Origin of the sequence: Caballeronia sp. INDeC2 (genome assembly GCF_023631325.1) — a bacterium.
Taxonomy (GTDB): Bacteria; Pseudomonadota; Gammaproteobacteria; order Burkholderiales; family Burkholderiaceae; genus Caballeronia.
On sequence record NZ_JALQDG010000010.1, the window covers coordinates 106,811 to 119,718 of the forward strand.

General features: G+C 62.7%; 8 protein-coding genes. 3 read left to right on the plus strand and 5 right to left on the minus strand.

The window, feature by feature from the left end; all coding sequences use genetic code 11:
* Window positions 1–103 precede the first annotated feature (103 nt).
* From zapE to typA, 5 genes are all read right to left on the minus strand, one after another.
* On the minus strand, window positions 104–1,201 hold the full coding sequence (gene zapE, locus NCS28_RS08105) for a cell division protein ZapE (RefSeq protein ID WP_250513338.1): 1,098 nt from the start codon (window positions 1,199–1,201) through the stop codon (window positions 104–106).
* Window positions 1,202–1,286: 85 nt separating this feature from the next.
* The gene (gene lpdA / locus NCS28_RS08110) at window positions 1,287–2,717 is read right to left on the minus strand and encodes a dihydrolipoyl dehydrogenase (protein ID WP_250513339.1); all 1,431 of its coding nucleotides are present in this window, start codon (window positions 2,715–2,717) and stop codon (window positions 1,287–1,289) included.
* Window positions 2,718–2,805: 88 nt separating this feature from the next.
* Window positions 2,806–4,104 (minus strand): 2-oxoglutarate dehydrogenase complex dihydrolipoyllysine-residue succinyltransferase, encoded by a 1,299-nt coding sequence (odhB, locus tag NCS28_RS08115; protein ID WP_250513340.1) that lies wholly within the window; start codon window positions 4,102–4,104, stop codon window positions 2,806–2,808.
* Between the two features lie 83 nt (window positions 4,105–4,187).
* Window positions 4,188–7,046: a 2-oxoglutarate dehydrogenase E1 component gene (locus tag NCS28_RS08120; RefSeq protein ID WP_250513341.1), complete on the minus strand. Its 2,859-nt coding sequence runs from the start codon at window positions 7,044–7,046 to the stop codon at window positions 4,188–4,190.
* A 319-nt stretch (window positions 7,047–7,365) separates the two neighbouring features.
* Window positions 7,366–9,192, minus strand: coding sequence for a translational GTPase TypA (gene typA / locus NCS28_RS08125; RefSeq protein ID WP_250513342.1), 1,827 nt, complete (start codon window positions 9,190–9,192; stop codon window positions 7,366–7,368).
* 295 nt (window positions 9,193–9,487) lie between these two features.
* Between typA and NCS28_RS08130 the strand changes: the two genes are divergently transcribed.
* From NCS28_RS08130 to NCS28_RS08140, 3 genes are all read left to right on the plus strand, one after another.
* Entirely contained in the window at window positions 9,488–10,003 is a 516-nt protein-coding gene (locus NCS28_RS08130) for a MarR family winged helix-turn-helix transcriptional regulator (protein ID WP_250513343.1), read from the plus strand.
* Between the two features lie 75 nt (window positions 10,004–10,078).
* Window positions 10,079–11,605 (plus strand): efflux transporter outer membrane subunit, encoded by a 1,527-nt coding sequence (locus NCS28_RS08135; protein WP_250513344.1) that lies wholly within the window; start codon window positions 10,079–10,081, stop codon window positions 11,603–11,605.
* Between the two features lie 53 nt (window positions 11,606–11,658).
* Entirely contained in the window at window positions 11,659–12,903 is a 1,245-nt protein-coding gene (locus tag NCS28_RS08140; protein WP_250513345.1) for an HlyD family secretion protein, read from the plus strand.
* Window positions 12,904–12,908 lie beyond the last annotated feature (5 nt).

The window sequence follows — 12,908 nt, forward strand, 5'->3', positions numbered from 1 at the left end:
GATACCGAGTACCCGAAAGCCGGCAAATCGGAGTGATCCGAATCTTGAAATAGTCCCCAAAGCCTTATGCCGATTGGCCAACCGCAGATTTTTGATACTCGTATTAGGTGAGCGAAATATCCGCGACGCGCCGCGGCGCCTCCAGATACTCCTTCGACTGCATCTCGATGATGCGCGACACCGTGCGGGCGAACTCGTTGGCCATCGGTCCTTCGACATACAACTCTTCCGCAGGCACGGCCGCCGACATCAAGAGCTTCACCTTGTGGTCGTAGAACACGTCGATGAGCCACGTGAAGCGGCGCGCTTCGGACGCCATGCGCGGCGTCATCTGCGGCACGTCCGACAGGATCACCGCATGAAACCGGTTCGACAGTTCGAGATAGTCGTTCTGCGAGCGCGGCCCGCCGCAGAGCGTCGCGAAGTCGAACCACACGACGCCGTCCGCCTTGCGCAACGCCTTGATCTCGCGCTTTTCGATATGCAGGATCGGGCTTTCATCGGGCACGGCCGCGAGCTTCGCGTAGTCGGCGCGCAACGCCTCGCTCGCCGCCGCGCCGAGCGGCGTGTGATACGCCTTCACCTGGGACAGCGTGCGCTTGCGATAGTCGGTGCCCGCATCGACGTTGCGCACGTCGAGATGCTCCTTGATGAGCTCGATCGCGGGCAGCAGACGATCGCGATGCAGCCCTTCCGGATACAGCGTGTCGGGCTGGTAATTGGACGTCATCACGAACTGCACGCCGTTCTTGAAGAGGCGGTCGAGCAGGCGATAGAGAATCATCGCGTCGGCGATATCCGAGACGTGGAATTCGTCGAAGCAGATCAGCCGGAAGCGTTTCGCGATGCGTTTCGCGAGTTCGTCGAGCGGATCGGCCTGCCCTTTCAGGTCTTCCAGCTCGCGATGCACCTCGCGCATGAACTCGTGAAAATGCAGGCGCGTCTTGCGCTGCACCGGCACGACGGCATAGAAGCTGTCCATCAGAAAGCTCTTGCCGCGCCCGACGCCGCCCCACATGTAGACACCGCGCGGCAAGTCCGGATGCACGAGAAACTTCTTGATCGCGTTGGAGCGCCGGGCCTTGTACGCGACCCACTCCTCGTAGCAGCGCTGCAGACGCGCGACCGCCGCGAGCTGCGCCTCGTCCGATTGATAACCTCGCGTGCGCAGTTCTTTTTCGTAGTATTCGGTGACGTTCATCTTCTGCCGTTTGAAGTGACGAAGGCGAGCGGTTTGATCCGCTCGCCTTCGTGTGCGATGCCTGACTGCCCGAAGCCGAGCCGAGTTACATATTCAACGCGCGCTTGTCGACGGCGAGCGCCGCTTCACGCATCACTTCCGACAGCGACGGATGCGGATGGCAAATGCGGCCGATGTCTTCCGACGCCGCCTTGAATTCCATCGCGACAACGGCTTCCGCGATCAGATCCGATGCGTCCGCGGCGATCACGTGCACACCGAGAATCTCGTCGGTCTTCGCGTCGGCGATCATCTTGACGAAGCCTTCCGCACGGCCGATGCCCAATGCGCGGCCATTGGCCATCATCGGGAACTGGCCGGTCTTGATCTCGCGGCCTTCGGCCTTGAGCTGCTGTTCGGTCTTGCCGACCCACGCGATTTCCGGTTCCGTGTAGATGACCCACGGCACGCAGTTGTAGTCGATGTGCGGCTTCTGGCCGTCGATGATTTCCGCCACCGCCACGCCTTCGTCTTCCGCCTTGTGCGCGAGCATCGGGCCGCGCACGACGTCGCCAATGGCGTACACGTTCGGCACGCTCGTCGCGCAATGATCGTCGACGTCGATGAAACCGCGCTCGTTCGCCTTCAGGCCGATTGCTTCCAGACCGAGGTTATCCGTGTTCGGCACGCGGCCGATCGACACGATCAGGCGATCCGCTTCCAGCGTCTGCGCGTTGCCCGCGTTATCCGTGTAAGCGATCGATACGCCGTTACCGGTCGTCTTCACTTCGCCGATCTTCACGCCGAGGTGAATGTCGAGGCCCTGCTTCTTGAACTGCTTCGCGGCTTCCTTGGCAAGCGATTCGTCCGCCGCGCCCAGGAATTGCGGCAGCGCTTCGAGCACGGTCACGTCCGCGCCGAGACGCCGCCACACCGAACCGAGCTCCAGCCCGATCACGCCCGCGCCGATGACCGCGAGCTTCTTCGGCACGGCGTCGAACGACAGCGCGCCTTCGTTGTCGGCGACGATCTTGTTATCGACCGGAATGTTCGGCAGATGACGCGCCTTCGAACCCGTCGCGATGATCACGTTCTTCGCCGTGACAGTTTCGGTTTCGCCTTCGCCCGACACTTCTATCTGCACGCCGGCGTCGTTCTTGCCGGTGAACTTGCCGTGGCCCTTGAGCCACGTGATCTTGTTCTTGCGGAACAGGAACTCGATGCCCTTCGTCATCTTCTCGACGATGCCGTCCTTGCGAGCGAGCATCTTCGACACATCGAGCTTCACATCCGACACGCTGATGCCGTGATCGGCCAGATGCTTCGACGCATTCTCGAATTCTTCCGACGACGCGAGCAGCGCCTTCGACGGAATGCAGCCCACGTTCAGGCACGTGCCGCCGAGCTTCAACGCGCCGGCCGGGTTCTTCCACTTCTCGATACACGCAACCGTCTTGCCGAGCTGCGCTGCGCGAATCGCCGCGATATAGCCGCCAGGGCCCGCGCCGATCACGACGACATCAAATTCCTTGGACATGACTTTCCTTTTCTATGACTGCGCTCTTGCGCAGACGCCTTCGAAGCGATGCGCGCGAGCCTATCGCGCGCACCGAAGGCACTGATTCTTACAGGTCCAGCAGCAGACGGGCCGGATCTTCCAGCGCGTCCTTCATCGCGACCAGTGACAGCACGGCTTCGCGGCCGTCGATGATGCGGTGGTCGTACGACAGCGCGAGGTAGTTCATCGGACGGATCACGATCTGGCCGTTCTCGACGACCGCGCGTTCCTTCGTCGCGTGCACGCCGAGAATCGCGGACTGCGGCGGGTTGATGATCGGCGTCGACAGCATGGAGCCGAACACGCCGCCGTTCGAGATGGAGAACGTGCCGCCCGTCATTTCTTCGATCGACAGCTTGCCGTCCTTCGCCTTCTGGCCGAATTCGGCGATCTTCTTCTCGATGTCGGCGAGGCTCATTTGATCTGCGTTGCGCAGGATCGGCACCACCAGACCGCGCGGCGAACCGACCGCGATACCGATGTCGAAGTAGCCGTGATAGACGATGTCGTTACCGTCGATCGATGCGTTCACGAGCGGGAACTTCTTCAGCGCATGCACGGCGGCCTTCACGAAGAACGACATGAAGCCGAGCTTCACGCCGTGTTCCTTCTCAAAGCGATCCTTGTACTTGTTGCGCAGATCCATGACCGGCGCCATGTTGACTTCGTTGAACGTCGTCAGGATGGCGTTGGTTTGCTGCGATTCGAGCAGACGCTCGGCAATGCGCGCGCGCAGACGCGACATCGGCACGCGCTGTTCCGGACGGTCCTTGAGCCACTGATCGGTCGATGCCGGCGCGGAGACTTGCGGCAGCGAGGGCTTGGCGGCGCGCGCGGGCGCGGCGGCCGGAGCCGGTGCGGCAGCCTTGGCGGCCGGTGCGGAGGCCGAAGCGGCGAGCGCGTCGCCCTTCGTGATGCGGCCGTCGCGGCCCGAGCCCGAAACCTGATCCGCCGACACGCCCTTCTCGGCCAGGATCTTCGTCGCGGAGGGCGACGCAGCGCCACCCGTCGCGCCCGCCGATGCCTGCGCGGCCACGGGAGCCGCAGCAGCGGTAGCCGGTTCAGATACGGGCGCGGGCTTCACTTCCGAGTCGCCGGCAGCGGCGACTGCTTCGCCCGCTTTCGCTTCGGTGTCGATCTTCGCGATGATTTCGTCGGCGGTGACTATATCGCCGTCATGCTTGATCACTTGCGCGAGCACGCCAGCCGACGGCGCGGGCACTTCGAGCACGACCTTGTCGGTCTCGATTTCGATGAGGATCTCGTCCTGGGCGACAGCCTCGCCCGGCTTTTTCTTCCATTGCAGCATGGTCGCTTCCGAAACCGACTCGGAAAGCTGGGGAACCTTGACTTCTACGATAGCCATTTCTGTATTGTCCTAATGCGTGTCTGTGTGTTCGAGCGTCGGGACCGGGCTGCGGCGTGCGCGCCCGGTCTCTCGAGCGTTGCTTACTTCGCGATGACCTGCGCGCCCTTCAGGCGGCCGAACGCGCCTTCCACGAGCGCCTTCTGCTGCTCGTAGTGCTTCGCGTAGTAACCGACCGCCGGCGACGCCGAAGCCGGACGGCCGCTGTAGGCCAGCTTCATGCCTTCGCGCATGCCTTCGCGCAGATGGTGCTCGACGTAGAACCAGGCACCCTGGTTCTGCGGCTCGTCCTGCACCCAGACCACTTCGGTCGCGTTCTCGTATTTCTTGAGTTCCGCGTCGAACTGCTTGTGCGCGAACGGATACAGCTGCTCGATACGCACGATGGCGACATCGTTGCTCTTCGCTTCGCGGCGATGCGCGACGAGGTCGTAGTACACGCGGCCCGAGCACACGATCACACGCTTGACCTTCTTCGGCTCGATCCCCTCTTCGACTTCACCGATGACCGGCTGGAACGAGCCCTTCGACAGTTCCGCCAGATCCGACACGGCTTCCTTGTGACGCAGCAGCGACTTCGGCGTGAAGATGATGAGCGGCTTGCGGAACAGGCGGATCATCTGACGGCGCAGCAGGTGGAAGACCTGCGCCGGCGTCGTCGGCTGGACCACTTGCATGTTGTGGTCCGCGCACAGTTGCAGGAAGCGCTCGATACGCGCCGACGAGTGTTCCGGACCCTGACCTTCGTAGCCGTGCGGCAGCATCATCGTGAGACCGGAGACGCGGCCCCACTTCACTTCGCCCGACGAGATGAACTGGTCGATCACGACCTGCGCGCCGTTCACGAAGTCGCCGAACTGCGCTTCCCACGCGACGAACGTGTTCGGCTCGGCCGTCGAATAGCCGTACTCGAAACCGAGCACCGCTTCTTCGGACAGCACGGAATCGATCACCGTGAACTTGGCCTGGCCTTCCGCGATGTTCTGCAGCGGAATGTACGTGCCGTCGTTCCAGCGCTCGCGGTTCTGATCGTGCAGCACGGCGTGACGGTGCGTGAACGTGCCGCGGCCCGAGTCCTGGCCCGTCAGACGCACGGCGTAGCCCGATGCGACCAGCGACGCGAACGCGAGATGCTCGCCCATGCCCCAGTCGAGCTTGGCTTCGCCGAGACCCATCGCGCGGCGATCGTTGATCACGCGCTCGACGAGCGGGTGAACCTTGAAGTTCTCGGGGATCGTCGTGATGCGCTCGGCGAGACGCTTCAGTTCGGCGAGCGGCACGGCGGTGTCAGCCGCGTCGGTCCACTTGCGGTTCAGGAACGGCACCCAGTCGACCGCGTACTTGCTCTTGTAGTTCGAGAGCACCGGATCGATCGTATGATGGCCTTCGTCCATCGCCTGACGATATTCCTTGACGTACTTGTCCGCGTCCTCGGCCGTGATCACGCCTTGCTGCACGAGCTTTTCAGCGTAGACGGCGCGCGTGCCCGGATGCTTCGCGATGGTCTTGTACATCAGCGGCTGCGTGACCGCCGGCGTGTCCTGCTCGTTGTGGCCGAGCTTGCGGAAGCAGATGATGTCGACGACCACGTCCTTGTGGAACTTCATGCGGAAGTCGATCGCGAGCTGCGTGGCGAGCACGACGGCTTCGGGATCGTCGCCGTTCACGTGCAGTACCGGCGCCTCGATCATCTTCACGACGTCCGAGCAGTACAGCGTCGAGCGCGCATCGCGCGGGTCCGACGTGGTGAAGCCGATCTGATTGTTGATGACGATGTGCAGCGTGCCGTGCGTACCGTAGCCGCGCGTCTGCGCGAGGTTCAGCGTTTCCATCACGACGCCCTGGCCCGCGAAGGCCGCGTCGCCGTGCACTTGCACCGGCAGCACCTGCAGACCTTCTTCGTCGCCGCGACGGTCCATACGCGCCTTGGCCGAGCCTTCGACCACCGGATTCACGATTTCCAGGTGCGACGGGTTGAACGCAAGCGACAGGTGAACCGGGCCGCCTTCGGTCGACACGTCCGACGAGAAGCCCTTGTGGTACTTCACGTCGCCGGCCGGCAGGTCATCGACGTGCTTGCCTTCGAATTCGGCGAAGAGGTCCGCCGGCATCTTGCCGAGCGTATTGACCAGCACGTTCAGACGCCCACGATGCGCCATGCCGATGACGATTTCCTGCACGCCGCTCTTGCCCGCGTGACGAACGACTTCGTCCATCGACGCGATGAAGCTCTCGCCGCCTTCCAGCGAAAAGCGCTTTTGACCGACGTACTTGGTGTGCAGGAAACGCTCGAGGCCTTCGGCGGCCGTCAGGCGATTGAGGATGTGCTTTTTCTTTTCATTCGAGAAGTTCGGCGTCGAGCGGATCGACTCGAGCTTCTCCTTCCACCAGCGCTTTTGCTCCGGATCGCTGATGTACATGAATTCGGCGCCGATCGTGCCGCAGTAGGTATCGCGCAGCGCCTTGACGATGTCGCGCAGCGATGCCTGCTCGAAACCGAAATACAGGTTGTTCGCGTTGAACACCTGATCCATGTCGGCTTCGGTGAAGTCGTAGAAGCCGGGTTCGAGTTCGGGGATGGCGGGACGCTCGCGGCGCTTGAGCGGATCGAGGTTCGCCCATTGCGTGCCGAGGAAACGATATGCCCCGATCAGCGATTGAACGTAGACTTGCTTGCGCGCGGTGGTGAGGTCGCCGGTGCTTTCACGCGGCAAGAAGGCATTCGCCTTCGCGCGCTGGGCGAAAGACTCGACGATGGGGCCGTGGGCCACGTCGTTGTGAGCCGTGCCGTCTGAAGCGGGCACGTTCTGCAACGCGTCGAAATAGGCTCGCCAGGTCTCGGGCACTGACGCGGGATTATCGAGATATTGCTCGTACAACTCTTCGACGTACGGAGCATTACCGCCGAACAAGTAGGAGTTCGACTGGAATTGCTTCATCATTTTACGCTCACCTTTCTTCGAGTTTCTCGAGGAAGTGCGGGTTACGAAACCTTCCGCGCCACGGCCTGACCGTTTAGCGGATTGCGCGAATCAAGTCTGCTTGGAAGGACCTAAAAAGCGACAGCTAATCTCGGAAGCATAGCACAGAAGCAATCGTCATATGACCGATCGCCGCATCTGCGCGGCACCGTCGTCCTTTACGCAACAAGCATGTGCGGGCTTTCATGAGATACGCAAGGGTCTCTTGCACGCCGTCGAAAAAAGCAAAAGCCGCCCAAAAGGCGGCTTTTGCTCCGTCGATGCAAACCGCGCCCGACGCTTACTCGGCGTTCGCCTCGCGGCTCGCGCGGCGGCGTTCATGCTCCTTCAGATGACGCTTGCGCAGGCGGATCGATTGCGGCGTGACTTCGACGAGTTCGTCGTCGTCGATGAACTCGACCGCGTATTCCAGCGAGAGCTGGATTGGCGGCACGAGACGCACGGCTTCGTCGGTGCCCGACGCGCGCACGTTGGTCAACTGCTTGCCCTTGATCGGATTCACGACGAGGTCGTTGTCACGGCTGTGAATGCCGATGATCATGCCTTCATAGAGTGCATCGCCCGGCGACACGAACATGCGGCCGCGATCCTGCAATTTCCACAGCGCATACGCCACGGCGGCGCCGTCGTCCTGCGAAATCAGCACGCCGTTGCGACGCTCGCCGACCGAGCCTTCCTTCACCGGCGCGTACGAATCGAACGTATGGCTCATCAAACCCGTGCCGCGCGTGAGCGTCAGGAACTCGCTCTGGAAACCGATCAGACCACGCGCCGAAATCTTGTACTCGAGACGCGTGCGGCCGCGGCCGTCCGACGTCATATCGAGCATTTCGCCCTTGCGGCGGCCGAGCTCTTCCATCACGCCGCCCTGATGCTGGTCTTCGATATCGACCGTCAGGTTTTCATACGGCTCGCACTTCACGCCGTCGATTTCCTGCAGCACGACGCGCGGACGCGACACCGCGAGCTCATAGCCTTCACGCCGCATGTTCTCGACGAGAATCGTCAGATGCAGTTCGCCACGGCCCGACACTTCGAACGTGGTTTCGTCGCCGGTGTCTTTCACGCGCAGCGCCACGTTGTGATTCAGTTCCTTGGTGAGACGGTCGCGGATCTGGCGGCTCGTCACGAACTTGCCTTCCTTGCCCGCGAGCGGCGACGAGTTCACGAGGAAGTTCATCGTGAGCGTGGGTTCGTCGACGGTGATCATCGGCAGCGCTTCGGGATTGTCCGGCGAGCAGATCGTCACGCCGATGCCGATTTCCTCGATACCGTTGATCAGCACGATATCGCCGGCTTGCGCTTCTTCGACCTGCACGCGCTCGAGACCGTGGAATGACAGCACCTGATTGATCTTGCGATTGATGATCGCGCCGTCCGGGCCCGAACGCACCGCCACCTGCATGCCGGGGCGGATGCGACCGCGTGCGACACGGCCCACGCCGATACGTCCGACGTACGAGTTGTAGTCGAGCGACGTGATCTGCAGTTGCAGCGGACCGTCAGGATCGGCCGGGCGAACCGGCACGTGTTCGAGAATGGCTTCGAAGAGCGGGCGCATCGTGCCTTCGCGCACTTCCGGATTGAGGCCGGCGTAGCCGTTCAGGCCCGACGCATAAACCACCGGGAAGTCGAGCTGCTCTTCGGTTGCGCCGAGCTTGTCGAACAGATCGAAAGTCTGGTTGATCACCCAGTCGATACGCGCGCCCGGGCGGTCCACCTTGTTGATCACGACGATCGGCTTGAGACCCAGCGCGAGCGCCTTTTTCGTGACGAAGCGCGTCTGCGGCATCGGTCCTTCGACGGCGTCGACGAGCAGCAGCACGGAGTCGACCATCGACAGCACGCGCTCCACCTCACCGCCGAAGTCGGCGTGTCCCGGCGTATCGACGATATTGATGTGCGTGCCTTCGTATTCGACGGCGCAGTTCTTCGCCAGAATCGTGATGCCACGTTCCTTTTCGATGTCGTTCGAGTCCATGACGCGCTCGGCGACCTGCTGGTTTTCCCGGAACGTGCCCGACTGACGGAGCAACTGGTCGACGAGCGTGGTCTTGCCGTGGTCGACGTGGGCGATGATGGCGATATTGCGGAGGGCGCGAGTCATATAGAGATGTCTTGGTTGTGCGCCGTCGGAGCGAGTCTCTTCAACGAGACTTCATGGCTCGGCAAGCCCCCCTTGAAACCGTCATGCAAGCATGACTACGCGGGCCCGGCGCGGTGAGAACCGTAAATTATAGCACGCATGGATGTCGTTCCCTTGCAATAGGACGCAACCCGCACGTCTGCCCTCGCTTGTGCGCGACCCATTGTTAAGCACTTTCATAAAAGAGTCTTGCACCGCCTGAAACGTCCGCCTATACTCCTGCCTAGTCAACTATTGCATCCGCATAATTATTTCCATGAGCGACGCTCCGAAATCCGCAGCGATCGGCGATTACGTGCTCGCCGAGAGCGTCGGCTACCTGATCAGCCGGGTGCGCTCGACCATGTGGAACATGGTCACGCAGCACACGACCTCCGAACTGGGCATCACGAGCACGCAGGCGAGCATTCTCTTCATGCTGGCGGTCGGCAAGTGCCTGACGGCCGCGGACATCGCCCGCGAATACGGGATCGATGCGAGCGCCGTGACGCGCCTCATCGACCGGCTGGAAAAGCGTGGCCTGCTCTCGCGCCTGCGCAGCGAGGAAGACCGGCGCGTCGTGCGCCTCGCGCTGACGGACGAAGGCCAGGCAACGGCCGAGAAGATTCCCGCCATCTTCACCCGCGTGCTGGACAACCTGCTCGCGGGCTTCACGCCCGAGGAAGTGGGCTTCCTGAAGAGCATGCTGCGCCGGATTCTGGCGAACTCCTGCGATCCCTCCGTCGCGCCGCTACTCGGCGGCATCGATAAGTCTGGTACGTCATTGCGATGACAAGGAAATTCGTCATCGTAAGCCTACAAAATGATTGCAACGTCCATCTTTAATTCTCATCTCAAGAGACGAGATATGAAACACCTTTCCCCGTCCGCGCTTCGCAGCGAAAGCCGCATGAAGGGCGTCGTGGCCGCCGCGTTGGCCGCGCTCGCGCTCGGCGGTTGCGCGAACTACGCCGGCATCTCGAGCGACAAGCACATTGCCGCGCCTGAAAACTTCGAGGCCACGCAGAGCCTGCCGGGACAAGGCGGCCAGTGGCCCGCGCTCGACTGGGCGAAGCAGTTCGGCGATCCGCAACTGCCGCAACTGATCGACGAGGCGCTCGCGGGCAATCCGTCCATCGCGCAGGCGCAGTCGCGTATCGCGAAGGCGTCGTCGTATATCGAAACGTCGCGCTCAGCGCTCTATCCGAAGGTCAACGGATCGTATTCGTGGACACGCGAGCTGTATTCGGCCAACGCCCTCTTTCCGCCGCCCTACGGCGGCACCTGGTTCAGTGAGAACAACGTGCTCGCGAGCGCGTCGTGGGAACTCGATCTGTGGGGCAAGAACCGCTCACGCCTGAATATGGCGGTGTCGCAGGAAAAGGCTGCCGAAGCGGACATGCAACAGGCGCGCGTGACGCTGGCGGCGTCGGTTGCGCGCACCTATAACCAGCTCGCGCTGCTCTATGCGCTGCGCGACGTCGCCCAGCGCGAGATCGCGAACCGGCAGGATGTCGGGCGCATCACGAACGGACGCGTCGCGGCCGGGCTCGACACGAGAGTCGAGAGCCGCACGGCGGAAGGCAATGTCGCGACGAGCCAAACGAACTCGACCGAGCTCGACGGGCAGATCGAAACCGTGCGCTATCAGCTCGCCGCGCTGCTCGGGAAGGGCCCGGACCGCGGCATGCAGATCGCCAAGCCGGTGATCGATCCGAGCGTCAACGTCACGCTGCCCGACAACGTGCCGGCCGATCTCGTCGCGCGCCGCCCGGACATCGTCGCCGCGCGCTGGCAGGTGGAAGCCGCGACGCACAACATCAAGGAAGCGAAGGCCGAGTTCTTCCCGGACATCAACCTCGCGGCGGGCTTCGGTTTCGATGCGTTCGGCTGGGGCCGCTTCCTGCAGGCGAGCAGCCGTCAAATTCAGTTGGGACCGGCGGTGCATCTGCCGATCTTCGATGCCGGCGCCCTGCGCGCCCAGTTGAAAGGCCGTTATGCCGACTTCGAGGGCGATGTCGCGAACTACAATCAGACGCTCATCAATGCGATGAACGACGTCGCGACCAACATTTCCGCGATCCGCTCGCTCGACAAGCAGATGGCCGACGCCCAGCGCGCGCTCGCGGCGGCGTCGAGCGCGTATCAACTCGCGGTGATCCGCTACAAGGCAGGCCTGTCGCCGCAATTGCAGGTGCTCAACGCCGACGAAAACCGCCTCGCCAACGAGCAGACCGTGACGAACCTGCGCCTTAAGCGCACCGATCTGCAAATCGCGCTGATCAAATCGCTGGGCGGCGGCTTCGACGCGACGAGCACGAATCTCGCGATCGACGGCAGCGGACAGAGTCAGGCGAGCACGCAAGCGGCGAACGAAGCGACGCCGTCGAAGTAAGCCGCGCACAAGAACACGCATCAAGACCAATACGGAATATTCGGAGTCTTTTCATGAGCGACCCTCAACAAACCGCGGCCGCGCCAGCGCCGAAGCAAAGCAACGGCAAACGCCGCCGGCTGATGACGCTGATCGTGCTCGTCATCATCATCGCCGCCGTCGCGTACGGGCTGTACTACTTCCTCGTCGCGCGCTTCCATGAAGCCACCGACGACGCCTACGTCAACGGCAACGTCGTGCAGATCACGCCGCAGGTCGTCGGCACGGTGATCTCGGTGAACGCGGACGACACGCAGACCGTGAAGGTTGGCGATCCTCTCGTCGCGCTCGATCCCGCCGACTCGAAGGTCGCGCTCGATCAGGCCGAAGCGAATCTCGCGCAGACGGTGCGCCAGGTCCGCACGTTCTTCGTGAACAACAACCAGTACGAAGCGCAAATCGCCTTGCGCCGCTCGGATCTGTCGCGCGCGCAGGACGATCTGAAGCGCCGCATGCAGGTCGCGCAGACGGGCGCGGTGTCGCAGGAAGAAATCTCGCATGCCCGCGACGCGGTCCGTGGCGCGCAAGCCGCGCTCGACGCCGCCCAACAGGAACTCGCGTCGAACCGGTCGCTCACGTCCAATACGACTATCGCCGGTCACCCGAACGTGCTCGCGGCGGCCGCCAAGGTGCGCGACTCGTATATCAACTTCGCGCGCAACACGCTGCCGGCGCCGGTGACGGGCTACGTCGCGAAGCGCTCGGTGCAAGTCGGCCAGCGCGTGTCGCCGGGCAATCCGCTGATGGCGATCGTGCCGCTCAACGGCGTATGGGTCGACGCGAACTTCAAGGAAGTGCAACTGAAGCACATGCGCATCGGCCAGCCGGTGGAACTGACGGCCGACCTGTATGGATCGAGCGTCGTGTATCACGGCAAGGTGATCGGCTTCTCGGCCGGCACGGGCTCGGCGTTCTCGCTTCTGCCCGCTCAGAACGCGACGGGCAACTGGATCAAGGTCGTGCAGCGTCTGCCGGTGCGTATCCAGCTCGATCCGAAGGAACTTGAGCAGCATCCGCTGCGTATCGGCCTCTCGATGAACGTCGACGTGACGATCAAGAACGAGGAAGGCGGCCAGCTCGGCAACGCGCAGAACACGGTCTATCAGACCAACGTGTTCGACAACTACGGCGCGCAGGCCGATCAGGAAATCGCGCGCATCATCCAGCAGAACGCGGGCACGGGTTCGCCGGCGCAGAACACGCCGTCGTCGGCACATGGCCGCGCGACGAAGTCCGCATCGGCCGCCAAGCTGATGTAAGCGGA